This window comes from Parabacteroides sp. AF17-28 (assembly GCF_003479205.1).
Lineage (GTDB): Bacteria > Bacteroidota > Bacteroidia > Bacteroidales > Tannerellaceae > Parabacteroides > Parabacteroides acidifaciens.
This window is the reverse complement of record NZ_QUGV01000020.1, coordinates 53,200-80,080: the sequence shown is the minus strand read 5'-3', so window position 1 is coordinate 80,080 and position 26,881 is coordinate 53,200. Positions and strand designations below refer to the sequence as shown.

General features: G+C 47.7%; 16 protein-coding genes. 10 read left to right on the top strand and 6 right to left on the bottom strand.

Translation table 11 applies throughout. The features are described from left to right. The first annotated feature begins 65 nt into the window (after positions 1-65). Positions 66-2,114 (top strand): ATP-binding protein, encoded by a 2,049-nt coding sequence (locus DWW90_RS14525; protein WP_122345466.1) that lies wholly within the window; start codon positions 66-68, stop codon positions 2,112-2,114. Positions 2,115-2,176: 62 nt separating this feature from the next. Next, complete coding sequence (locus tag DWW90_RS14520; RefSeq protein ID WP_122345465.1) at positions 2,177-3,424, top strand: DUF3843 family protein; 1,248 nt, start codon at positions 2,177-2,179, stop codon at positions 3,422-3,424. Positions 3,425-3,428: 4 nt separating this feature from the next. On the opposite strand, the gene DWW90_RS14515 is transcribed toward DWW90_RS14520, so the two are convergent. Further along, a complete protein-coding gene (locus DWW90_RS14515) occupies positions 3,429-4,460 on the bottom strand; it encodes a Gfo/Idh/MocA family protein (RefSeq protein WP_122345464.1) in 1,032 nt (343 codons plus the stop codon). A 16-nt stretch (positions 4,461-4,476) separates the two neighbouring features. After that, the gene (locus tag DWW90_RS14510; protein WP_122345463.1) at positions 4,477-5,193 is read right to left on the bottom strand and encodes a 2-phosphosulfolactate phosphatase; all 717 of its coding nucleotides are present in this window, start codon (positions 5,191-5,193) and stop codon (positions 4,477-4,479) included. 206 nt (positions 5,194-5,399) lie between these two features. Between DWW90_RS14510 and DWW90_RS14505 the strand changes: the two genes are divergently transcribed. Then, positions 5,400-5,993: a DUF4251 domain-containing protein gene (locus DWW90_RS14505; protein ID WP_115500475.1), complete on the top strand. Its 594-nt coding sequence runs from the start codon at positions 5,400-5,402 to the stop codon at positions 5,991-5,993. A gap of 119 nt (positions 5,994-6,112) precedes the next feature. Here the strand turns inward: DWW90_RS14505 and DWW90_RS14500 are convergent, their stop codons facing one another. The 4 genes from DWW90_RS14500 to DWW90_RS14485 all read right to left on the bottom strand — a co-directional run bounded on the left by DWW90_RS14500 (position 6,113) and on the right by DWW90_RS14485 (position 11,983). Beyond that, the gene (locus tag DWW90_RS14500) at positions 6,113-8,098 is read right to left on the bottom strand and encodes a glucosamine-6-phosphate deaminase (protein ID WP_122345462.1); all 1,986 of its coding nucleotides are present in this window, start codon (positions 8,096-8,098) and stop codon (positions 6,113-6,115) included. A gap of 467 nt (positions 8,099-8,565) precedes the next feature. Further along, complete coding sequence (gene nagA / locus DWW90_RS14495; protein ID WP_122345461.1) at positions 8,566-9,726, bottom strand: N-acetylglucosamine-6-phosphate deacetylase; 1,161 nt, start codon at positions 9,724-9,726, stop codon at positions 8,566-8,568. 30 nt (positions 9,727-9,756) lie between these two features. Further along, entirely contained in the window at positions 9,757-10,923 is a 1,167-nt protein-coding gene (nagA, locus tag DWW90_RS14490; RefSeq protein ID WP_115500478.1) for an N-acetylglucosamine-6-phosphate deacetylase, read from the bottom strand. A gap of 115 nt (positions 10,924-11,038) precedes the next feature. Beyond that, on the bottom strand, positions 11,039-11,983 hold the full coding sequence (locus DWW90_RS14485) for an Rpn family recombination-promoting nuclease/putative transposase (protein WP_122345460.1): 945 nt from the start codon (positions 11,981-11,983) through the stop codon (positions 11,039-11,041). 578 nt (positions 11,984-12,561) lie between these two features. Between DWW90_RS14485 and DWW90_RS14480 the strand changes: the two genes are divergently transcribed. From DWW90_RS14480 to DWW90_RS14445, 7 genes are all read left to right on the top strand, one after another. Next, positions 12,562-17,106, top strand: coding sequence for an Ig-like domain-containing protein (locus DWW90_RS14480; protein ID WP_122345459.1), 4,545 nt, complete (start codon positions 12,562-12,564; stop codon positions 17,104-17,106). A 1,535-nt stretch (positions 17,107-18,641) separates the two neighbouring features. Further along, positions 18,642-19,724: a DUF2027 domain-containing protein gene (locus tag DWW90_RS14470; RefSeq protein WP_115499864.1), complete on the top strand. Its 1,083-nt coding sequence runs from the start codon at positions 18,642-18,644 to the stop codon at positions 19,722-19,724. A gap of 44 nt (positions 19,725-19,768) precedes the next feature. Continuing rightward, positions 19,769-20,242, top strand: coding sequence for a CYTH domain-containing protein (locus DWW90_RS14465; protein WP_122345457.1), 474 nt, complete (start codon positions 19,769-19,771; stop codon positions 20,240-20,242). Positions 20,243-20,275: 33 nt separating this feature from the next. Next, positions 20,276-22,432, top strand: coding sequence for a S46 family peptidase (locus DWW90_RS14460; RefSeq protein WP_122345477.1), 2,157 nt, complete (start codon positions 20,276-20,278; stop codon positions 22,430-22,432). 55 nt (positions 22,433-22,487) lie between these two features. Further along, a complete protein-coding gene (gene dnaG, locus DWW90_RS14455; protein WP_122345456.1) occupies positions 22,488-24,623 on the top strand; it encodes a DNA primase in 2,136 nt (711 codons plus the stop codon). 5 nt (positions 24,624-24,628) lie between these two features. Further along, complete coding sequence (locus DWW90_RS14450; RefSeq protein WP_122345476.1) at positions 24,629-25,555, top strand: ABC transporter ATP-binding protein; 927 nt, start codon at positions 24,629-24,631, stop codon at positions 25,553-25,555. Next, entirely contained in the window at positions 25,552-26,871 is a 1,320-nt protein-coding gene (locus tag DWW90_RS14445) for an ABC transporter permease (protein ID WP_122345455.1), read from the top strand. The genes DWW90_RS14450 and DWW90_RS14445 overlap by 4 nt, the downstream gene beginning before the upstream one ends. The last annotated feature ends 10 nt before the right edge of the window (positions 26,872-26,881 follow it).

Genomic DNA, 26,881 nt, shown 5'->3' with positions numbered 1-26,881 from the left:
TATATATCTTTGTAAACATATCATGAATTAAAAATACTATACATACTAATACATAAACAGGCCCCATGAGCAAGAATAAGATTTTCCTCCAACTGATATTCTGCCTCTGCAGCATTGTCACGTTATACGGTTCCGAATTGGAACAGCGAAAAGACAGTATTAAAGAATTGCTTATGGTTACATCCGAAACCAATAAACGTCTGGAATTACTGGAAAAGATGTCTTACCTTTCCATGGACGATTCAACCGGATATTTCTGGTTGAATCAATTACGGAAAGAGGCAAGTGAAGCACGGGATACGGATAAAGAAGGATGGGCGATCCGTACACTGGTCCGCTTCTATTACAATATGGGAGATGTAGACAACGTCTCGCACTATGTGTCCCGAATCGATTCTCTTGCCAAAGTGACGGGAGAGTATAAAGATTACTATTTCGATGCTCATACCTTCCTCTGCCAACTCCTGCTCTGGGACGACCAATTTGAGAAAGCAGCAGACGCTGCCATACGTTTGTATAACCTGGCTAAAGAAGAAAAGAATGAAACCGGTATTATCTGTAGTTGCGAAACACAGGGACTGATCAATCAACGAATTGGCCGTGACAGTGTCGCCGTCGATTTTTTCCTCGAAGGGCTGGATCTACTGCAAACAAAAAAAACAGAGTATCGCTACGTCGTCCAATACCTCAACAATATGATCGAATCCGAGTTAAAACTGAATAGGTTCGAGAGCGTCCACAAACATCTCGATCAGTTGCAAACATTGATTGCCGACATCAAAAGCGGAAATTACGGTCCCGACCCTTCCTTTCCCTATGACCGCTGCACATTGCTGTCGGAGGCCTTTTATCTCAGTCTATACGTCCGTCAAAAGAATGCTCCGGAAGCAAAAAAACACATGGAGGCCGCAATTCCCTATCTTGACAATTTGGATGATACATATGTGCGCATCTTCTATATGTTTAATGTAGCCAGCTACTACAAATTAGCAGGCCAATATACACAGGCTCTGAATACAATCAACGCTGTGGCGGAACTGGATAACAGTCCGGACGTAAAAAAGCTGAGAGCCGAGATACTGATGGATATGGGAAACACGCGCGAAGCAGCCCTGCAATACAAGGAAGCATTAGTGCAAAATGAAGAGATAAATAGCGCCTCCTTTGTCCGGCAGTTGAGCCAACTGCATGCACTCCACGACATGAACAACCTCGAACTCCAGATAAAAGAGCTTCGCGTGGCAGAGCTCGAACTGGGAGCAAAACAGCAACAGTTGAAATGGACGCTTGCCCTGGCCGGCTTATTCCTGGTCATACTGATATTGGGTACAATCATTTATATGCACACCCACAAGCTGAAGAATGAACTGCAAAAAGATAAACAGGCCTTATTGGAATCGGAGAAAGCATTGAGAATCGCCCGTGACCATGCGGAAGAATCCGACCGTCTGAAAAGCCTGTTCCTCTCAAACATGAGCCACGAGATCCGCACTCCGTTGAATGCCATTGTCGGGTTTGCCCAGATACTGGATGTGGAAACGGAAATAGGAGACGAACGGAAAGAATATACGCGTATCATCATGGATAACTCGGCTCTCCTGCTCAACCTGGTCAATGACATTCTGGATATTTCCCGCCTGGAATCAGAAAGATACCGCTTCACTTTTGCCGAAGAGAATCTGACGGAGTGTTGCCGCAGCGCACTGATGAGCGTGGAACACCGTGTGAAACCCGGAGTCGAACTGAGACTCACACCCGAAAACGAGAACTTCACCCTGAAAACAGACAAACTACGCCTCCAGCAAGTGCTGATCAACCTGGTCGGGAACGCAACCAAATTTACGGAGCGCGGTTTCATCGAACTGGCTTACACGATCGACGAAACAAACGGAATCGTACGTTTCACCGTCACCGACACCGGTTGCGGAATACCGGCGGATAAGCAAGACGCTATATTCGAACGTTTTGAGAAACTGAACGAATGCGTGCAGGGAACCGGATTGGGGCTTTCCATCTGCCGTATCATAGCCGAACGTTTTGAAGGAGAGGTTACGCTGGATAAAGATTACACCGACGGGGCACGCTTTATTTTCACGCATTCTCTCCACCTCTAAAATATTTGTTACATTTGTGCCCTTAATTAACTAATAATTATGAGCACAAATAAGTCCAAGATATGAAGAACATTAAAATTTACCCGAAAGATTGGTTGCAACTGCATCCCTATAAACAATCCGACTCGACAGACCTTTATTATACCCATATAGCAAACCGTATTTATGATATGCTGGAAGAGACGCATCTTGCCAACTCTTTTGATAAAGAAGAAGTCAAGCAGATCAGTATGCGCATGGCCGCCCATTTCGAAGATGTCATTTCCGGCCTGAATATCTGGCGTTCGTTTATCAGGGAGCATAAGGCACTATACGGCAAATACCTGCCGTTCTATACGCCCGGCGACTACTACTACGAAGACGAGGTCAACTACGAAGATATCCGGTTCCTGCTTTGGCATTATACACAACAATACCACGGAGCCCGTAAAGGGACATTCGTCAGCCCGGACAATGCGGCAAACGGGGATACGGCAGGCTTGATCTACCAGTTATTTTGCGACGAATGGACTACTGCTCCCGAAAACGAAAGGATGCAACAGCTTTTTGCACCGGAAACCCGGTATGAAGAAGAATCGCAATATAATGAACTGTTGTACTGGTTCCATTATAAATGTTATCTGTTTACCGATGCACAGGAAGTGTTAACCGGAACAATCAAAGAATACTGGCAACAAACCGAAGAACGGAACGATCAGGCCATTATGGTCATCCACGATTCGCTGGCCCGCGTCTCAAAAAGTCCTTTCCTTGCCTACACGGCTCCGAAATGGCTTTCCCTGATCCTTCCGGCCGGACACCCGGACCATGAGCTGTTTGCCGGAGAGGGCGAGAAAACCCAGTCGTTCAAAGAACCGGTATCGGAAGAAGCCGAAAAAACATTAGCCGAACATTTCGGGAAGTTCACTGCTGCCGCAGAAGGCAAACCGCTTCTTTATTTCAAAACCAAACAAGAGTTCCTGGATTTTCTCACAAATATCGGCATAGACACGCAAGGCGCAGCCGGCGACACCGTTCCACAGAAATTTGCCGTTTACGCCACACCGGCGGAAGGGCTGCAGGTCCTGACTAACGGAGTCGAATATATCAAAGATGAAAACAACCCCTTCTACGATCAGAAGAAAGCGGAAGACCAAGGTATCTCTTTCTTTATGGTCAAAAGATGCAGCCCTTATTTGCTCCGGATACTGGAAGAAAAAGGCATGCTGACAGACGCCCAGGCCAAAAGCTTGCTCGGCAAAGAACGCAGCAAGGCGATCATTCATGAGAACTGGGACTTCCTGATGCGCTATTTCCTCCGGGAATATTGATCTGTCATTCCTGATCCGCCGGATAGACAATCCCTAACTGCCGGCGGACCTCATCTATTATTTCCAGGGTGATGAGTGAATACTCATGGCTGTTAATCGCGGATTCGCGTCTACCGGACAGGACCAGGTCGATAAACTCGGCAACCTCATAATAATACTCGTCCCGATCCGTCACGGCGCTGATATCCTGCGGTTCGGCAACCGGACCTTTACCGGAAGCCGCTGCCAGGCGAGGCGTATAGGTGACTTTGCTGATGATATTGATCCGGTCGAGCGTCATATTGCCGTCTTCACCCTGTATCTCCGTCGGAAGAGACGAGTTGGCTATCTTGGAATAGAGAACCGTCGCATTCATCCCGTCATATTCAAAATTGACCGCCCCCTGCCCGTCCGCTCCTGACGACAGAACAATTCCGGAAGCATCTATCTTGTCCGGACGGCCGAATAAAACGACCATCGGATAAACCGTATAGATGCCGATATCCATCATCGCCCCGTTCGACAATTCCGGCTTGAAAGCGTTCAGGACAATCCCTTCTTTAAACTTGTCATAACGGGAAGAATACTGGCAATAGGAAGAGAAATAGCGACGCACAATCCCCAGCCGTCCTAAATTCTCCCGTACAGACAGGAAATTAGGGGTAAGCGTCGGCTTCATGGCCTCCATTAACGTAACATTATATGTACGGGATGCAGCAATCATCTCCCCCGCCTCCCGGGCATTCGACGCGAAAGGTTTCTCACAAAGCACATGTTTACCGTGTTTCATACACAAGATACTTTGTTCGGCATGGAGAAAATTCGGCGAGGCGATATACACCGCATCGACCAGCGGGCTCTTCGCCATCTCTTCCAGTGAAGTGAATGTATGCGGTATCTGATGTTTAGCAGCGAAAGCATCCGCCGTCTCCTGCTTGCGGGAACAGACTGCCGCCAACTCGAAGCGTTCGTCCTGCCGGGCCCCGGCGATCACCCAGTCGGTTATAAAGTTCGTACCGACCACTCCAAAACGTACTTTTCCGGTATGTTTATCCATCTATTCTATCTCCTCATTAACGTAATATCAATACTCCATCTTCGGTCACAACAAGTTCGGGCACCTTGTCTGTCAGATTCAACGTCAGACAATAGGGCACAGCATCTTCCAGATGATTGGCTTTCAGGCGCGCTATATGCTCGGACAGCTCCAGATAGCCAGCCGGGTCTTTCTTGTTATTCGTCCACATATCACGGGCTATCACAGCGGCATCGCTCCCCGTCCCATACAGGCCAGTATTGACCAGGATATCGGTCAAGGCTCCCCCGAAAAGCGTATCTTCCATATTCACCTTATCCTGCCATCCGGAACACAGCACGACTACATCCCGTTTATACGCCAGGCAATAACCGGCTACGGCATGCAAATTGATAAACGCCCCCGTCACCACCCGGTAAGCCGAACGGGCAATCGTAATCGCACGTGTGCCATTGGTGGTGGTAAAGACGATATCTTTTCCGGAAACCTTTTCCAGCGTATAGTCGAACGGGGAATTGCCGAAGTCGGCAAATTCGCACCGTTTCACATTCCGTTCGGCACCGACCAGCCACCCTTTTGCCTTATACGCCTGCGCCTCCTCGACCGTTGCAACCGGACGAATACTGCGCACGCCATTACCGAAAGCGGCAGCCATTGTCGTTGTTGCCCGAAATATATCCACCACGACTACGATCGCTTCCGGATTATGGTAAACCGGGTATAAAGCAGGTGAAAAACAAACATCTATTTTCATATCAATCGATTATTATCCGTACAAAAATACAGGATAAATCATTTCCAAGCACCATTCCAGGCAAGTTTCCCGCATAAATATCGCGATTAACATAAATACTCCGATAGAATGTTATTGTATCTGTAATCGCGTACTTGCCAGAAACATTTCCACAATCCGGTTGTTTTTCTATTACATTTTTGAATAAACGTTTTAAACTAAATTGTATGAAAAGAATTGTATCAATGATGGTGGTCTGCACCCTTCTGTTGGGTGGCATGACACACGTGCAGGCTCAGACAAGCAAGGCTGCAGAAAAGGCTGAAAAAAAGCTGGAAAGAAAAGAGAAAAAAGAGGAAAGGTTAGCTAAGGATGCCGTTATGGGCGAAGAGGCATTCAACAATGCCATGCAGGCTATCACAAACCAGTCGTTCGTTCTCGAAGCCAACTCCGTACAACCGTTGAACGGGCGCGTTTACTATGTAAACTCCAACACCAACTTCGTTTCGCTGAACGACGGACAGGCAATGGTACAGATTGCTTCCAACTCTCCCTATCCCGGCCCTAATGGATTAGGCGGTATCACCGTACAGGGATCTGCCTCCAACGTACAGGTCAAACAGGAAAACAACGGAAACGTATATCTGTCCATGAGCGTACAGGGCATCTTTATCTCCGCAACCGTCAATCTCGTCTTGTACAGCGGGACCAACAATGCAATGGTAACCGTAGACCCGAACTTCTCAGGAAACGATCTGACAATGAATGGAACTTTGCTCCCTTATTCAGACTCTAACGTGTTCCAGGGAACTACCTACTAATAAATTACCGGACGCAGATTTCACAGAAGACGCAGAATAACGCAGACAATATTTATTACAAATAAAAGTCTGCGTTATTCTGCGTCTTCTGCGTTGTCTGCGTCCGGTTTTAACAGGGTTTATCGAACCGGAACATATTGCACGAATGCTTCCATCGCTTCATAAGAAGCAAGGCCTAACTGGTGATACAGCTCGGCTGTAGCCCGGTTACGGTCTTCGGCACGCTGCCAGAACAAACGTTCGTCATCACCCAGGAACGGTGCGCTTTCTGCCTGCGACTGGTGTTTCAGGATCGCATTCCGCTTATGGCGCAATTCTTCGGGAGAGATAGGCACAGCCATTTCCACATGGTCCATTTCCCACTCGGCCCATGCACCGCGGTACATCCAGATACGGCAGTTCTTCAACCATTCTTCATCTTTCAGCTCGTCGAGGGCTGCCAGAACAGCATTCAGGCAGACACGGTGAGTCCCGTGCGGGTCGGCAAGGTCACCGGCCACAAACATTTCGTCGGGCTGCACATCCATCAGCAACTTTTTCACGATTGCGATATCGGCTTCTCCCAGGTCGTTCTTCTTCACCAGCCCGGTTTCGTAGAACGGCAGGTCGAGGAAGTGGATATGGTCGTCACTCTTGATGCCGCTGTAACGGGCACCAGCACGGGCTTCTTCCCGGCGGATCGTACCTTTCATAAAGAGCACGTCACGCTTTTCAGCCTCGCCTTCCACCTTCTCATAACGCAGGAAGTGGATGATTTCTTCGGCTTTCTTCTTCACCGTTTCGTCTTTTGTGTACTTTTCACAGACGTCGCGCAGGTATTCGCAGTAGCGGATTACCTCTTCATCGCCGACCGCAATGTTTCCGGAAGTCTCATAAGCGACATGCACATCGTGGTGCTGTTCGCACAGGCGATGGAATGTTCCACCCATGGAAATCACATCATCATCGGGGTGCGGGCTAAATATTATCACCTTCTTCGGATACGGAGTGGCACGTTCGGGACGGTTCGAATCGTCGGCATTCGGCTTGCCGCCCGGCCATCCGGTAATCGTGTGCTGGATATCGTTGAATACTTTGATATTTACGTTATAAGCGGAACCGTAAAGGGCAAGCAGTTCACCCAGGCCGTTTTCGCTGTAATCCTTGTTTGTCAGCTTCAGGATCGGTTTGCCGGTCAACTGGCACAACCAGACGATTGCACGGCGGATCAGCTTATTGTCCCATTCGCAATTGGTCACTAACCAGGGATGGCTGATACGGGTCAGATCATAAGCGGCGGACAAGTCGACCACTACTTTTGCATTCGTATGGTTCTGCAGATAAGAAGAGGGAACAGCGTCGCTCACCTTGCCTTCCACTGTCTTTGCAATGATATTGGCCTTGTCTTCACCCCATGCCATCAGAATCACGTTACGTGCCTTCATCATGGTTGCGATACCCATCGTGATGACGCCGGCCGGCACATTATCTAATGACGGGAATGTGCGGGAAGCCTCTTTACGGGCTGCACCTTCCAGCAGAACCAGACGTGTACGGGAACTCAAACTTGCTCCGACACCGTTGAACATGATATTGCTGGCATGTCCTACGCCTAACAGGATGTAATCCAAACCGCCTGCCTTCTGGATATTTTCTTCATATATCCGGCAGAAATCGATGATAGCATCTTTCGGCATACAACCATCGGGAGCATACACATTCTCAGGAGCGATATCGATATGATCTAACAAAGCCTCTTTCAACTGTGCCACATTACCGGCAGAAGAAGAAACAAGCGGGTAAAATTCATACTCAACAAAGAGAACCACATTGCGGAAGCTCAATTGTTCTTCCTTATGCATACGGATCAATTCCTTATATATGCTCAACGGAGAACGGCCTCCGGGAATAGCCATCACGAAGTTTTCTCCGATTTCCTGTTTCTTACGGATTTGATCGGCTATCTCTTTGGCAATAGCAAACGAGCCTTCATCGGCCGATTTATAGATGTTTGTCGGAATCTTTTCCAGACGGGTTAAAACTGAATGCTCGAAAGCATTTTCCGGACGATAGTACCGTTGCGGTATTCTCGTCAGGGTAATCTGCGAACTAAGGTCTGTCTTCATGTTTAATTATTGATTTAGTATATCATTCATAACTTGAATCACAAATATAACAATTAATCCACGAATCCAGCTTTACAAACCATTTAAAAAATCAATACATCGATAGGAAGTATATATAAAACAGGTTTTGGCAGAGGGAAAAACTGTAAATGAAATAGAGCCTGACGGCTCTGTTGAGGATTGTGACACCGGTCGTTCCTATGCGATCCCGCATCGAGTGCGGGAACAGGGGCCGCAAAGAGACAGGCGGTGTCGGCCATCCCAAGAGAAAGCGGAGCTTTCTAAGAAAGGCCTAAGCGGACGGGCGTAAAGCGGAGGGTAAAGGCGAAGCGCCCGGAGCCTGCGCTGTCTGAGCGAAGCGAGTTTCGCAGGCGACAGCGTAGCCTTTACCCGGAGTAGCCCGGCCGGTTAAGCCTTGACTTTTTGGTTACTTTTGGGTCAAGCCAAAAGTAACAGATAAATCATCATTAATATAATGTATTGGCATCCGGAACAAGATGTCCCAGCGACCAAACGGCACGGACAGCCAGGTTGCGGTCCATGATGATGATATCGGCATCCTTGCCGCGCTGCAAAGTTCCCGTACGGTCGGCAACCCCCATCAGGCGCGCCGGCGTTTCGGAAGCCATACGGACAGCATCGGCCAATGGGATATTCGCCTTCTGGACCATTGTGCGGACCAGTACGTCCATCGTCGCAATACTTCCGGCAAGCGAAGAATGGTCTGCCAGCTTACAAACACCGTCTTCTATGATAATACGCGAATCCTCATCCGGCTTTATATCGCTGGCGGCATACGACAACGCGTCGGTCACCAGACAAGTGCGTTCCACACCTTTCAACTTGTAAACCAGGCGGAGGATCGTGGAAGGTAAATGCTTGCCGTCAGCAATCACTTCGACTGTCATATCGTCCATCAGGAACACACTTTCCACTGTTCCCTCATATTTATATTCACGACGCTTGTGGAAACCGGGCATTGCATTATAGAACTGGGCGGCATGTGTGAAACCGGCAGCATAAGCAGCCTTGATATCACCAAACTCGGCTTCCGTATGCGTGATAGCCGCCAAAATGCCTTTCGACCGGAGGTAACGGGCAAAGTCATGCGCACCGGGCAATTCCGGACTGGCATCCCAACGCTTGATACAACCGGTACATTCCAGAATAGAGGTATATTCCTCTTTATCCGGGTCTTTCACATCATACAGGCTGCCTGCCATCTTTGTATTCAGGTAAGGGCCTTCCACATGAAGCCCCAAAACCGTACTGTTCTTTTCAGCCATCAGGCCCTCGCAGATAGAAACTGCTTTGCAAATGGATTCTTTCGGGGAAGCGGACAAAGTAGGGAATATAGTCGTTGCCCCATGTTTCAAGTGGGCTGCAACCGCCGTACGAAAAGCCTCTTCCGTACATTCCTTAAAATCATGTCCGCCACCGCCATGCACGTTCATAGCCACAAAACCGGGAACAATATACATTCCCTTGGCATCTATCACCTTGGCGCCTATCACAGCCAGGTCGCTATTTGTCACTTCCAGTATCTTACCGTCGCTTACCAATACGGAGCCGTCTTTCAACCATCCCTGCGGGGTGAGAATCTGGCCATTTATAATCTGAGTCAGCATAATTTTCAATTTTCAATTCTCAATTTTCAATTAGAACAGCTTATTGGTTCCTTCGACCAATTTTCCCATCGCCCAGACAGCACGTACATTCAGGTCCTTATCCAAAATCTGGATATCGGCATCCTTACCACGCTGCAAAGAGCCCTTACGGTCATACACGCCCATGATGCGTGCCGGTGTTTCGGAAGCCATACGGACAGCGTCCTCCAACGGAATCTCCGCTTTCTGGACGATCGTACGGATCAGGCGGTCCATCGTGGCGACACTGCCGGCAAGGGCGGAACGGTCCGCCAGTTTGCAAACGCCGTCCTCAATGATCACACGCGGGTCGAACGCCGTCTGGCTGTCGCTTGCCGCACAAGCTAACGCATCGGTAATCAGACAAGTGCGTTCCACCCCTTTGATCTTATAGACCAGGCGAAGGATCGTCGGCGGCACATGAATACCGTCAGCCACAACTTCAACCGTCATATCGTCGATCAGGTAGATACTTTCCACCGTACCTTCATACTTATATTCGCGACGTTTGTGGAAACCCGGCATTGCATTATAGAAGTGTGTCGCATGCGTATATCCGGCCTCATAGGCAGTCTGGATATCTTCGTATTCAGCCTGTGTATGCCCGACAGAAGCCACCACGCCTTTCGATGTGATGTATTTTCCGAACTGCATAGCGCCCGGAAGTTCGGGGGCTGCATCCCAACGTTTGATACAATGTGTTTCTTCCAACAAAGGGATGTATTCTTCCGGGTCCGGATTCTTGATGTTTTCAGGCAACTGTCCGCCGGCCATCTTCATGTTGAAGTAGTGTCCTTCGAGGTGAAGGCCCAGAACCGGACTGTCTTTTTCAGCCATCAACTTTTCAGTCGTTGCAGCCGCCTCGCGGATCATCGGGATTGTGGAAGAAGACAGCGTAGGGAAAATACTGGTCGTACCGTGCTGCATATGGGCGGCTATTGCCACCCGGAACGCCTCTTCCGTGCCTTCCATAAAGTCACGTCCGCCACCGCCGTGCACATGGATTTCTACTCCGCCCGGCACGATATACATGCCTTTGGCGTCTATCAAAGTGGCTCCAACAACTGCTAAGTCGCAGTTCGTCACTTCCAGGATCTTGTTATCGCTTATCAGAACAGAACCGTCTTTCAACCAGCCCTGTGGGGTAAGGATCTTGCCATTTATAATCTGAGTTAACATAGCGCAAGAATTAAGTTTGTGTTTTTTAGTTTTAAGTAGGCAAAGGTAGAAAGAAATTTAAACGACAATTAAGAATCAAGCGTTAATATTTGCTTTTGGTGAACAAATAATCCGATTATAAAGAAGCAATCTCTTCTTCCGTCAGGCCGGTACAATTGATAATGGATTCCATATCCATACCCAAGCGTTTCATGTTGACAGCGACTTGACGCATACCTTTGGCAAGGCCTTCTGCAAGTCCTTTCGCTTCACCTTCAGCAAGACCTTCCATTCGTCCTTCCCATTTGGAGGTGTCGATCGCGTCGTTCTGAATGATGATATCATCTATATGTCGATCGTAGACAAGGCGTTCGCCGGGCGACATGGAGTAGTATTTCAACTTCTCACGGGCTTCCCGAAGACCAGGAGTGGTCGTGTCGGGACGGATTGTACCGTCTTTCAGGTATTCGATCCATTCGTCCAAAGGCGTACGCGCCACCTTGTCGAACTCGTTTACACGGATCAGGATATATTCGGGGAAAATATCTGCCGGCAAGCGGGAGACGAGCACATTGCGTTCTCGCGTGTTGATACGCAGGTGGTCACCTGTATGCACACCGGTGAAGTTGTTCTGCCCGTGATAGATATAATCGTCACCTACACCGATGTCGAAATAGAGGATGCTGATCGAATAAACCTTCTTTACTTGCTGGTAACCCTCGCCAAGGGAGATATGCTCGGTGATAGCTTTGGCCACGCCGTAAAGGATACGCTCTAAGTAATGGATTTCACGTGTGTTCTGGATTTCGACAATGATAATTTCGCCTTTGCTGTTCAGCGCTTTGATATCGACGCGATTAAACTTATCGTCGGCGCTTTCCTGGTTGCCTTCGCTTTCGAGAATTTCCACGATTTTGATCTCTTCACCCAACATCACAGTCAGGAAACCGTCGAGCACATCAAAATTAGCCTTCTGGCGCAACAAACGCTTGATGGCCCAGTCGAACCGAATATACCGGTCTTGCAACTCTTTTCTTTCCTTCTCTTCCATGATTCTCAGATCTGATTCGTCCTTTTTCATAGTCAACGTTTTTTTTAGTTATTACTTAATCTACAAATGTACATATTATTAATGAAGGAGCAAGGAATTGGGGGAAAAGTTTCACTATTTCTTCCTTTTTCTTTGTTTATTGAAAACTAAGGCCTACTTTTGCCCCATGTACACCTGCATGGCGTTGCGGGTCAATGCATCTTATTAGATAAACGAGAAGCGTTTTAAAGATATTATCCTACTTATGAAACTTCGACAATTTCAGCTGAATTGGATAATAGACAACAAAACGCTCACGTTCCTTTCCTTGTTATATACACATGCGCCAGCATGTACGCATATACAAGCTAAAAGGGCGTGGGCTGTTGTTTATATCAATTCAGCGGGCAGTCGAAGGCCTCATAAGTAGATATATCAACAGTTCCCACGCCTCTTTTATTTTGTATAACCTTCCACTCCGGGAATTGATGGAATCCAAATTTAGAGGGCCTATGACTTAATGAGAAACAACCAAAAGTGAAGAAACCCGTTTAGAGGTAGCCGCAGGTTACCTGCCTGAACGAGTATAGGGAATTTTATTCAATACATTTTATTTAAATCAACAAAATATGAAAAGAAAGATACAATTATGTCTATTAGCCTTATTAGCTATTATGAGCGTTGGGTGGGCTGTTACAACAGCAACGCTTACATTAACCGTAGATGGAAGTAAAACAACAGACCCTGCCAATCGTATATATAAGACGTTACAAGAGGCTATCGTGGCGGCCAATGCTGCAACGGAAACAGATGTTACAATCAGCATTGCTGCCGGAAGCTATACCGGAGAAGCTCAACCAACTGGTTATACGGAAGGTTCTGGCACTACTTTTGGTGAACTGACAAAAGACAATACAACGATCTCAAAAGCCGGTGAAGGAGAGGTCGTACTGAATGGAGCACTTCGGATCAAAGGAGAAAATGCGACAGTAACCGGCTTGAAGTTTGTCAATAAGGGAGGAAACATGGATCAATCTAAAAATTCCCTTTATGTGACAGCAAAGAAGGTGACTATTACCAGTAATGAATTTACGCAAGATGCAAACATCGCACAAGATCAGTTTGTTTGCAACGGTATCAAGCTGGAACCCGGAAGCGGCCCGGTCGATTATGTGATCAGTGGCAACACTTTCAAAGGACTTAATCATCTGAGCCAACCGGTAAGTGAAAGTTATGAATATTGGTGCTCGACAGCTATTATCTGGAAAGAAAACGCTGAAACTGAAAGTGTATTCGGATCGTATGAAGCAGATAGAAAAATAGCGTTTGAAAGTGGCAATACCTTTGAAGATTGTACGGAAAACTACTCGCGCTGTTGCTTCCCCGGAAGTGAAGAGAGATTCTATTTCCAGGTTACGGCTGCTTCTTATTTAGGAAGTGACGAAATGGGCCGAAGGACTTTTGTAGGCAATGCCCCTGTCTATCTCTTTGGAGAAGGCTCTTTCAATGAAGACGTGACAATCAGCCAACCGGTTTCTTTAATTGCCCTTCAGGATTCAAAGTTGAAATTCGATAATGAACATTCACTTATTATCAATGCCAACGATGTCACACTGAATAGCCTGGACATAACTTCCGCCAAGACAGCGTTGAAGATCAATAAGGAAAAAACCGGTATCCGGATTAACGGAGGAACTTATACGTGTAGTGCCCCGGATGCGGAAGGCGTTGGACCGATTTATTACCTGGGGCAGAATGGTGACATCTATGTTTCCGGTGCAACTTTGACCGGTAAGCTGGGAATAGAAGGTGTAACAGGCAAACTGAATGGCATCACTGGTAATACTATTAAATATACCTCTACGTCTAACACTCCGGTTGTCGGGATCAGTGCGGTGTTTGACAATTCCCTCGCTAAAGATGTAATTTCTCCGGTAGAACTGGCAGCACAAAATAAGATTACAATGCCAGCGGCCGGTGCACAATATCCGGTTTTGTATGAAGTCAATAATGATGGATGGAAAGGGGCTGACGGTCTTGCTTACGCCGACACGAAAGAAAATCTGATCGCACTTGTCGGTAATGGCAGTGGCGTAAAAGAAAATGTCTTGATTAAGCTGAAAGCAACATATAGCTTTGATGCGAACCTGACAATCCAGCAGGAAGGCATAAGACTGGAAGGGGCAGAAGGCGCTACACTTAAGTTTAGCAAAGGTGGTGTTGTAGTGGATGCCAACAACGTAGCAGTGAATAATCTGAATGTGACTTCAGATACAGAGAATTTCCCGCTAAGCATTAGCAACAGTAAAACCGGTGTACAGGTAGAAGGAGGTTCTTATTCTTTTACCAAGTTTGAATTTCAAGGATTAGGCGCTGTAAGTTTCTTGGGTAACAATGGAGACATCTACATCAAGAACGTAACGACACAAGGTGGACTTTATGCGTATAATTGCAACGGCAAGATTGATAATATTATCGGAAATACGATCCTGTATTCCGCAAAACCCGAAGGCGATACTCACTCTTATGCCGGTATCAACTTAGTGTTCAGCTCACAGCCTCAAACGATCATAACACCGGAAGAACTTTTGGCAAAACAGAAAAGCGTAACGATGCCGGACAAAGGCGATCAATACCAGGTCCTTTACCAAACTGCTACAACAGATTGGCCTGTATTTGACGGATTAGCAACAGTTTCCACATCGGACGCTTTGGTTGCTTTGGCAGCCAATAAGGATAAAGGGAAAAACAATATCCGTATCAACCTGGCAAGCGATATTATACTGACAGCTCCCGTGTTGTTTACACAAACCGGAATGACGCTGGACGGAAAAGGCAAAACGGTGTCTGTTGCAGATGATTTTGCTGGTGGTAACTATCCTATTGTGTTAGGTAATAATAATGCTTCTCAAACCGGAACATTTACGATTAAAGATCTGACACTGGATAATAGCTCAAAAGCAAAAGGTCTGAGTGTTTATCAGATGCAAGATGTTACTCTTGAAAACGTCACATTAAAGAATAGTGCCGGTGCCGGACTGATCGTTAATGGATCAAAGGTGACAGCATCCGGTCTGGTGACCGAAAATAATAGTTGGGGAGGCGTAAATGTCGGACCGGGATCAAACGTAACCAGCGATTGTACCTTTACCCTACTTGGCAATGACAATAATTTGCAGGAAAAAGCACCGATTTATGTAGATAAAGATGATGTTGCTCTTATTGATGCCGTAACTGGACAGAAGATTACGATCACTTCACCGGGATATATAAAACAAACAACAACAGAAGAAACCGCTGCTGTCTGGACAAAATATACCGCACCGGAAGAAGGCATTGCCTCTGAAGAAGACTTGAAAGATGCTGTCGCAAACAACCAGAAAGAGATTGTTTTGCCACCGACCGCAGATCCCGAAGGTGGTGAAGCAAGCATTGAATTGACGGAAACTCTTACCGTAAACGCCGAGATCACGATTAAGTCTGAAAATCCGGATGTACCGGCAGTTATCACTGTTCCGGAAGGAACGTCTGCTTTCACAACAGGCGAAGGTGGAAAACTGACTCTTGACAATGTGGTGATTAAGACTACAGAAAGCGAAAGTGGAAATACGGCTCCTGTTATCAAAGTAGTAGAAGGAACCGAAGCGACTCTCCAAAATTCAACATTGGAAGTGCCGGCTAACGTAACTGCAATCGAGGCAAAAGGTAATATGACTATTTCGGATGTCAAATTGACTGTTGATACGAAAACTGAAGGCGATGCTCCGGTTATTAATGTAGCTGAAGGTGGAGATGTCACCATTGACAACGCCGCTATTACAAACGGAACCATCGAAGTAACTGGTACATTAACGATCGAACCGGCAGAAAAGAAAGAAGTAGTCTTCACACAAACTTCTGAAGATAAACCGGCACTGGATTTAAAGGATGGCGCTAATGTTACCGTAACCAACGCACAGTTCACCGGAAAAGCAGTTGAAGCAGCAAGCGGAGCAATCATCAACTTCTCCAACTGTAACTTCTCTTCTCCGAAAGACTCCAAAGCCGTGCGAATGACAAGATCAACAGGTGACGATGGCAATGCAACTGTTATCGATGCCGGCGATGCTACTGCCACAATCGAAGGATGTATCTTCACCGAAATCAAGGGCACTCTGCCAATGCTCTACGGAAAGAGCCTGACGGTGAAGAGCTGTCTGTTCTATGATAATGAAGATATGGTGATGATTGATATTGCAGCAGGCGGAATTTCCGCTATTGCAAACAATACTTGTGTCAATAATAATGAAGAGGCAGAAGCTATTATTAACAATGCTTCATCTACAGCCGTTATCAAGAACAACATCCTCTGGACAAATGCAGATGAAGCAATTACGGGAACTGCTACCGGTGATAAAATCTCGCATAATGCATTGAAGACTGCCGGTCCTGTTACGAATAACAATTTGACACTTCCCAGCCTTGCTTACATCAAGTTCGACAACACGACCTACAAATATCAATTGCACAAAGATTCTCCTATAGCCCAAATAACTGGTGATGCCACTGGTATTGATGGTGATGCAAAAGATATCTTAGGAGCAGATCGTCTGACCTACGACGGCACAAACAAAACCGTTCATCTCGGCGCCTACGAATCTGTCTACACCCCGTCAACCGGCGGTGGAAGCACAGGCGGCGGCACTGGCGACACGACTCCGGATGCAACCGGTATCAAGTTAGATAAGACAACTTTGACATTAGCACGCCTGCAATCTTATACATTGGTTGCAACTGTTGAACCGGCTGCTGCCGGCGGCGTAAAATGGACAAGCACAGACCCGTCTGTTGCCACAGTCGACGCCAACGGTAAAGTAACCGCTGTCAAAGTAGGCCAGGCAACCATCATTGCCACAGCTATCAACGGCGGCTTGACCGCTCTTTGTCAGGTAACGGTTGACTTCGCAACAGGTGTTGAAGAGGCTCTTGCCGAATCGGCAATCATCGGTCGCGAAGGCGGCATCCAAATCCAGCCGGCTACACCGGTAGAAATGCTGATTGTCAACATGGCGGGTACAGTTGTTGCCCATCGCACGATCAGCCAGGCAGAAACGATCTCCGTTCCGAAAGGAATCTACATCGTTCGCCTGAGCAATAGCGGCCATGTGTTGACACAGAAAGTAAACGTCCGATAAAGACGCGCATTTATATTAAGTAATCTTCGATTTTTCGTAGATTAAGCTTTTTAGTTAAAGTGAATGGGAAAGGGAGGCCGTGAGGTTTCCCTTTCTGTTTTCATGTGTGTGTGTGTTTGTACCTTCTACAAATTGAAAAATATACATTAACCCCCTGTTTCGACTGTTTTTCTATTTCGTCCGAAATTCTGGTCGATTTTGGATTGACTTTTTTCACGGTTTTAACCCACTCGGATGACAACAGAGAATATGAGGTGCCGAGCCCATTCCAAAAATCGCGCAATTTGATTATCGAAAACAGGAAACACCGGCAAAGTGATAAACCTTAACTCCCGGAGAATCGAATATTTGCGAACGAAGACGGACGGCGTTCCAAATATCACAAGGAAATTTTGGAGGCTTGTTGCCGTGAGGTGCGCAGAAAATTCCCTTGAAGTAACGCTTCATCGCTCTGAAGGTTGACTTCGTACTATATGAAGTCCGACTTCAGAGCAACAAAGTTCCGGATCAGAGCGATAAAGTCCCTCTTCATGGCGATAAGGTACCGGATCATAGGAAAAAGCCCCTTTTTGACAGCTGAAAAGTAGGTTGACATTTGTTTGAATTAGGAGACCTTTCGAGCTCAAAAAATGCGTTTTTTACAATAACCCCTCTGCCGCAGGCTCTCTTTTGCCGTTTCGTTTCAACGAACGGTTTTAGAGCTTAGAGGCAAAGCCTCTTCCTCTGTGAACTTCAGGAGGCTGTGTCAAACCAGCCTTGTTCCCGCGCTTGACGCGGGATCGCATTAAAACCGATCCTATAAACAACTGATTGATAAGGCCTGTTCTTTTGCGGCCCCGTCAACCCGTTGATTGAAATCAATGGCAAAAGAGAGCCTGCGGCAGGGGGGCTTATTGTATAAAACGGATTTTTCAAGCCCAAAAGACATCCGAAACAAAACAAATGTTAATCCGATTTTTTGACCTCAAAAAGGGACTTTTTCGCCTTTTTCGAGCGTTTCCAGCCATTACGACCGTCCTCTTTGCCATTACGACCGTGCTAATGTGTAGTGCACTCGGCAGCTCGCGAAGATTAGGACGGTCGTAATGGCGATTTGGACGGTCGTAATTGGAAAGAGGACCGTTGTAAGGGCAAAAAAGCACCTGAATTTCCTTGCGATATTTGGGACGCCGTCCGTTTTGTTTTCAAATATTCGATTCTCCGGGAGTTAAGGTTTATCACTTTGTCGGCGTTTCCGCTTTTGGGTAATCAAATTGTACGCTTTTCGAAACGGACTGCGCACCTCGTTTTTTCTATTGTCATTCGATCAGATTAAAACCATGAAAAAAGTCAATCCAAAATCGATCAAGATTTCGGACGAAATAGAAAAACTGCCCAAAGAGGGGGTTATTGTAATTATCCAAGTTTGCAGAAGATTCGAAACTTGTCAAATATGAACTATCCGGAATCGGTAAATGATGATTTATTGCTTAAACCTAAGAAGTATCGGACCTATTTTACTACTTTTGTACAGAAAAATAAAAGTATATTGTATTATGAGTGATATAAAGATCGGAGACAAAGTGCGTTTCCTGAACAGCACCGGCGGAGGTGTCGTGAGTCGTTTCAAAGGGAAAGATCAGGTTTTGGTGGAGGATGAAGACGGGTTTGAAGTGCCGGCACTGATCCGTGAATGTGTCGTTGTTAGCGACCGGGAAGTACAGGTGCACAGCTCACGCCGTTCCCCGCTCCCTCCGACCCAGCCGACGCAAGCGCCGGCCCCGCAACCCAAAAAGCCGCAGCCACAACCCGAAGAAGAGAAGGTGACGGAAACCCCGGAAGGCGAACGCCTCAACGTCTATTTGGCTTATCTTCCGATAGAGCCCACTAAGGTGATGCAGGACAGCGGCTATGAGACCTATTTCATCAACGACAGCAATTATTATCTGTTCTTCAACTATATGAACCGGCAAAACAATAGCTGGATCAGCCGTTACAATGGCATCGTGGAACCAAACACACAGATTTTCCTGGAAGAATTCGGCAAGGACGATCTCAACAGCCTGGAACGTATCTGTGTACAGCTGATCGCCTTCAAAAAGGGCAAGCCCTATTCGTTGAAAAACACGATTTCCGTAGAACTTCATCTGGACACGGTCAAATTCTACAAGCAACACTGTTTCATGGAAAACGATTTCTTTGACGAAGATGCGATGGTTTACCCGATCGTACGCCAGGATGTTCCCGAAAAAGAGCTGCTGGTCTCTGCGACCGAGTTGAAGGAAGCCATGCTGCAGAAGGTGCGTGAAGACCGTCATGCCCCACAGACGATCGTCAAAAAGAAAGCATCCGACAGTAACGTCCTGGAAGTGGATCTTCATATCACCGAATTGTTGGATAACACCAACGGACTTAGCAATGCGGACATGCTGAACTATCAGTTGGAGAAATTCCATGAAATACTCGCCCAATACGCCGGCAACAAAGGACAAAAAATTGTCTTCATACATGGTAAAGGCGACGGCGTATTGCGTAAAGCGATTGAAAAAGAACTGAAAACAAGATATAAACAGCACTATTATCAGGATGCTTCTTTCCGTGAATATGGATTCGGGGCTACGATGGTAACCATCAAGTAGTTGAAAGTTGAGAATTGAAAGTTGAAAGTTAATATTCCAAATGTATGGCGACGGAGATTGAACGGAAGTTTTTGGTAAAGGGGGATTTCAGCGGGCAGGTAACAGGTTCGCAACGTATCGTCCAGGGATACATCTGTTCACAGCCGGGGCGTACTGTTCGCGTACGCATCCGGGGAGAAGAAGGATTCCTCACTATCAAAGGGGCTTCGGATGAAAAGGGATTGAGCCGTTACGAATTTGAACAGAAGATTCCGTTGGCGGATGCCGAAGAGTTGCTGAAACTCTGCGAACCCGGTGTGATCGACAAGGTGCGCAACCTGATCCCCGCCGGACGGCATACGTGGGAAGTCGATGTCTTTCACGGTGAAAACGAAGGGCTGATCCTGGCCGAGATCGAACTGGATTCCGAAGAAGAAGCGTTCGAACAGCCGGAGTGGTTAGGGCAGGAAGTCAGCGGTGACCGGCGATATTACAATTCGATGCTGACCAAGCATCCGTTTACAGAATGGAAAGAATAAGAATGTTGAATTATGAATTATAGAACACAAATCATGAAAAGACTCATCATCTCCTTAGCGGCAGTAATTCTGTCACTGCCGGCTATGGCTGACGAAGGGATGTGGCTATTGCCATTACTGAAAGGACAGAAGCTCCCGGAAATGCAAGCACTGGGACTTAAATTACAGGATTATGATATATACAGCCCCGACTCGGCTTCTCTGAAGGACGCCGTTGTCATATTCGGAGGCGGCTGTACGGGTGAAATCGTTTCACCGGACGGCTTGCTCCTGACCAACCATCATTGCGGATATGGCTGCATCCAGCGTCACAGCACACTGGAACACGATTATCTGACGGATGGTTTCTGGGCCATGTCGCGCGAAGAGGAACTGCCGAATCCCGGCATCACGGTTACTTTCATCGACAAGATCGAAGATGTCACCGACTATGTGAAGAAGGAACTGGAGAAGAACACCGATCCCAACAGCATGGACTTCCTCTCCCCTAAGTTCCTGAACGGCCTGGCAAAGGCTAAAGCCGGAGAAAAATTCCTGCAGGACAACCCCGGTACGGAGGTCGAGATCAAAGCTTTCTACGGAGGTAACCAATATTTCATGTTCACGAAGAAGATCTATTCCGACATCCGCCTGGTCGGCGCTCCTCCTTCATCTATCGGGAAGTTCGGAGCGGATACCGACAACTGGATGTGGCCGCGCCACACGGGCGACTTCTCCGTATTCCGCGTCTATGCCGATGCAAACGGAAATCCGGCGCCTTACTCGGACAAGAATGTGCCGCTCCGTCCGAAACGCTGGTTCAAGATTTCACTGAAAGGCGTACAGGAAGACGACTATGCCATGATGATGGGTTTCCCCGGCCGGACCAATAAATATTATACCTCCTGGGAAGTGGCGGAACGCCGCGACATCGACAACACGGTGCGCATCAACATCCGCGACCTGCGCCAGAAGGTGATGCTCGAAGAAATGCTGAAAGACCCGGCTGTGCGCATCCAGTATGCCAGCAAATACGCCGGTTCCACCAATGCTTACAAGAACGCTATCGGCAGTAATTGGGCCATCAAAAAACGGAACTTCGAACAGGTTAAGAAAGAGGAACAGGACAAGCTGATCGCCTGGTCCAACAAGATGTGCGAGCCGAACTATCCCGATGCCCTGATGGCGCTCGAACAGATCGTATCGGACCGCAAAGACCTGCGTTTCCGTAGCTGGATGCTGGATGAAGCGATCATACGCGGCATCGAGTTCACCAATGTGCCGACTAAAACGGATGCTGTCATAGAAGCCTTGAAGGGAAAAGACAAAAAGGCCAAAGACGAACAGCTTCGCCTGTTGGAACGTGCCTATCACGGATTTGCCAACGACAACTATTCCGCCGATGTAGACCGGAAAATAGCCAAAGTCATGCTGAAAGAATACCGCCGCCAGGTCGCACCGAAAGCGCAGCCGGCCTATTTCGAACAAATAGACAAGAAGTTCAAGGGTGACACCGACAGCTTTGTCGACTACCTGTTCGAGAAATCCATTTTCGGCAGTGAAGATAACTTCAACAAATTCCTTGCCCGTCCGTCTGTCAAGGCTTTGGAAAACGATCCGATGATCCTTTTCGCCAAATCCGTCCGCGCGGAAGAAGTTAGTCTGAAAGACTCTCTGAAAGAGTTCGAAGACGGTTATGCAATGGCTCACCGCTCTTATGTGAAAGGTCTGCTGGCGATGTATGGCGACCGCGCTAATTTCCCGGATGCCAACTTCACCCTGCGCCTCACCTACGGACAGGTAAAAGGCTACAGCCCGCGCGACTGTGACTACTACGGATACCAGACAACACTCGACGGCGTAATGGAAAAAGAGGATTCCACCAATTGGGAGTTTGTCGTTCCGGCACGTTTGAAAGAATTATATGCGGCAAAAGATTTCGGACGCTACAAAGCTCCCAACGGTAAAATGCCTGTTGCCTTCAGTGCAACCACTCATTCGACCGGCGGTAACTCGGGCAGCCCCGTGATGAACGCCAACGGCGAACTGATCGGCATCAACTTCGACCGCAACTGGGAAGGTGTCGGCGGCGATATCCAATATCTCCCCGACTATCAGCGCAGCATCATCGTCGACATCCGCTACGTCCTTTTCATCATGGATAAATATGCCGGGGCAGGATATCTGCTGGATGAGATGGAGATCGAATAGAACATAAAGAATATTTATTGATTATATTTGCCGTCTAAATGAAGGAAGGAACTAAATGATAGATCAACCTACCATAGACCGGATATTGGATGCAGCAAACATTGTGGATGTTGTCTCTGAATTTGTTACACTCCGGAAACGAGGGATAAACTATGTAGGATTATGTCCGTTCCATAGTGACAAGTCGCCCTCTTTCTATGTGTCGCCGGCAAAGAACATCTGTAAATGCTTTGCCTGCGGCGAAGGCGGTACGGCTGTTCACTTCATCATGAAGCATGAACAGCTGACTTATTTTGATGCGCTACGCTATCTTGCCAAGAAATATAACATCGAGATACAGGAACGGGAGCTGTCGGAACGCGAAAAACAGGTGCGCAGCGATCGCGAAAGTATGCTGATCGTCAACAGTTGGGCGCAAAAATATTTCACCACCCAGCTGTACGAACACCAGGAAGGGAAAGCTGCCGGCCTGCGTTACTTTGCCGAACGCGGTTTCCGGGAAGATACCATCCGCAAATTCCAGTTAGGCTACAGCCTCGACCAACGGGACGCCCTCTATAAAGCGGCTACTAAAAGCGGTTACAAAAAGGAATTTCTCGAAAAAACGGGTTTGGTGATTGCCTATGACAATGGCGGTGTGAACGACCGGTTTCGCGGACGTGTCATATTTCCGGTCCATACGCTAAGCGGCAAAGTGGTTGCTTTCGGCGGACGTGTCCTGAAGAAAGACGAAAAGACCGCCAAATATGTCAACTCGCCCGAAAGCGAGATTTACCATAAGAGTAACGAACTCTACGGCATCTATTTTGCCAAACAAGCCATCGTCAAGGCCGACCGCTGTTTCCTGGTGGAAGGTTATACGGATGTGATCTCCATGCACCAGGCAGGTGTGGAAAATGTCGTTGCCTCGTCGGGAACGGCCCTGACACAGGGGCAAATCCGCCTGATCCACCGTTTTACCAGCAATATTACAGTCCTCTATGACGGCGATGCAGCCGGTATCAAGGCCGCCTTGCGCGGTATCGACCTGCTGCTGGAAGACGGGATGAACGTAAAAGTGGTGCTCCTGCCGGATGGCGAAGACCCGGATTCGTTTGCCCGCAAACATAATGCAACCCAGTTTGCCGAGTTTATCAAACAGAACGAAACGGATTTCATCCGCTTCAAAACCCGGCTGCTTTTAGACGATGCCGGGACAGACCCGATCAAACGTTCATCGCTGATCGCCGACATTATCAAAACGGTTGCCATCCTCCCCGACAACATCGCCCGCTCCCTCTATATCCGGGAATGCAGTGCCATGATGGAGATAGACGAGATGCTCCTGTTGAACGAAGTAAACAAAATCCGCCTTAACAAGGAGGAAAGGCAGGCAAACCAGCCGTCTTCATTCAATCCGGCGCCTCCGGTCAGCAACATACCCGAATATCCGGATATTCCCGGATATCAGCCGTATCCGGAAGAAATACCGTCAGGACAGGAACCGGAAAGTTTCCTCCCGCCCGACGATACGATCCCGCCGCCACCGCAGGAAGAATACGAGTTGGGTGGGACGGATAACAACATGCCGCCTCCACCGCCACCGCCCGCCGCTCCATCGGTAAACATACCGGTGCAGCCGAAGCGCTCGCCCTATGAAGTGTATGAAGTTGCCTTACTGCGGTATATCGTACGCTATGGCGAACGCATCCTGTTCCAGTACACGGACGAAGAGACAAATGAAGAGGTGGTTATCCGTGTTGCCGAATATATCCGTTCGGAGTTGGAGCGCGACGACCTCACCTTCTACACGCCTCTTTTCAAAGGTATGATGGATGAAGCGGCCGACCGTTGCCAGTCGGAAGGGTTCGTGGCGCACCGTTATTTCCTGGCCCATCCGGATCCGAATGTGAGCCGCCTTGCCGCCAACCTGATCAGTGAAAAGTATCAGCTCAGCAAGTATCACACCAAATACAGGGAACTGGAAACGGAAGAGGAGAAACTCGATTCGTTAGTGCTCCGCGAACTCTACGGCTTCAAGGATGCTTACATCCTCAGCCAGATCAAGGAAGTACAGGCACAGATCAAAGAGGCGCAAACGAAAGGGGACATGGACCAGGTATTCGAGCTGATGAAAAAGCTCACCCGCCTGAACGAGATAAAAAATGTATTAAGTAAAGAATTGGGAGAAAGAATCATATTAAAAATGTAATGCCTATGAACTTTTTAGAAACGGAAGACGTGGTAAAGCAATACGCCAACCATCTCGCCCTTAACAAGGTCAGCATCCAGGTCCCCGAAGGGAAAGTCTTCGGATTGTTAGGGCCGAACGGCGCCGGGAAGACCACACTGATCCGCATCATCAACCGCATCACCGCCCCCGACAGCGGCCTTGTCCGCTTCAACGGACGCGAGTCGCAACCGGAAGACATCTACCAGATCGGCTATCTGCCGGAAGAACGCGGCCTTTACAAGAAAATGAAAGTCGGTGAACAGGCCATCTATCTGGCACAGCTCAAAGGACTCTCCTACCAGGAAGCACGTACGCGGCTGACGCACTGGTTTGAGAAATTTGACATCATGCCTTGGTGGAACAAGAAACTGGAAGAGCTATCCAAAGGGATGCAACAAAAGGTGCAGTTTATCATCACCATCATCCATGAGCCTAAACTGCTCATATTCGACGAACCGTTCAGCGGTTTCGACCCGGTGAATGCCGAATTGCTGAAAAAAGAGATACTGGAGCTGAAAGATGGCGGACACACGATCATCTTTTCCACACACAACATGTCGTCCGTTGAAGAGATATGCGATAATATCGCCCTGATCAACCGCTCGCAGGTGGTTCTTTCAGGCAATGTGACAGAAGTGAAAAGCCGTTTCCGTACCAACAATTTCACCGTCCGTTTCCATACCGAATCGGGAAGATTGCAGGAAATACCGGAAATGTTCAGCCTGCTGACAGAAAAGGACCTCGCCGGAACAAGTGAAGTGCGCATCCATAAAGAACCGGAGATATCCAACTCCGCCCTTCTTTCCGCATTGGCCGGACAGACCGAGATTATTTCCTTCACGGAAGAGATTCCTTCGATGAACGACATATTTATTAACACCGTTTCCGGTACAAATACTACGCAAGCATGAATAAGATAGGACTTATTATCAAAAGAGAATACCTTCGTCGTGTCAGCAAAAAATCATTCCTGCTGCTGACTTTCCTGACGCCGTTCCTGTTTGCCGCCCTGGTGTTCGTCCCGTTGTGGCTCTCTACCATCAAAGGGGATGAGGCCAAACAGGTAGCCATTATCGACGCAACCGGCAAATATGCGCCTCTGTTCAAAAACACGGAAGAATATACCTTTATAACCGAAAAAGGTTCCAGCCTGGAAGAGTATCGTAAAAATCCGGACAAGGAAATATTCGCCTTTCTGAATATCACAGACGATTTGTTGCAAAACCCGGCTGCCGCCACGCTCTACTCCAAGAAGCAAATCCCGATGGGGTTGAAGAATACGATCGACAAGACATTGTCCGAATATCTGAAAGATGAAAAACTGGCTTCATACAACATCGACAACCTGAAACAGATCATCGAAGACAGCAAGATCAATTTCAATATCAAGACGATCAAATGGGATGAAGACGGGGGCGAGAAAAGCACCTCTGCCGAAGTCGCTTCAATCTTAGGCATGATCCTGACATTTATCATCTATATGTTCATTATTATGTACGGTTCGATGGTGATGCAAGGCGTGATGGAAGAAAAGACGAACCGTATCATAGAAGTCATGATCTCGTCCGTCAAACCATACGACCTGATGATGGGTAAAATCATCGGTATCGGTTTCGTCGGGCTGACACAAGTATTCCTGTGGGGCATCCTGACAAGCGTTCTGATATCCGGAAGCCTCTTCTTCTTCGGTGGCAGCGCTTCGCCTGAAGATGTCATGACGGCGCAAATGGCCGCGCAAGGTGTAGGAGACATGGCTGCCGGTTCTTCCGACATAAGCATTCAGATACAGGAAATTATCAATTCCATCAACTTCGGTATGATCGGCATTTGTTTCGTACTCTATTTTATCGGAGGATATTTGCTGTATGCAGCTCTGTTTGCCGCTATCGGCAGCGCCCTGGAACAGCAGGAAGACACGCAACAGTTCATGACACCGATTATGCTTTTGATGGCGTTCAGCTTGTATGCCGGCATCTACAGTATGAATAATCCGGACGGTCCGTTGGCATTCTGGTGTTCGATGATTCCGTTTACCTCTCCTATCGTGATGATGGTCCGCCTGCCATTCGACATTCCGGTATGGGAACTGGTCGTTTCATTTGCCTTGTTGTTCGCAACGGCGATATTCATCGTTTGGTTCTCTGCCAAAATCTACCGTGTAGGAATCCTGATGTATGGTAAAAAGCCGAGTATCAAAGAAATGATCAAATGGGTAAGATATAAATAACCCGATAAAA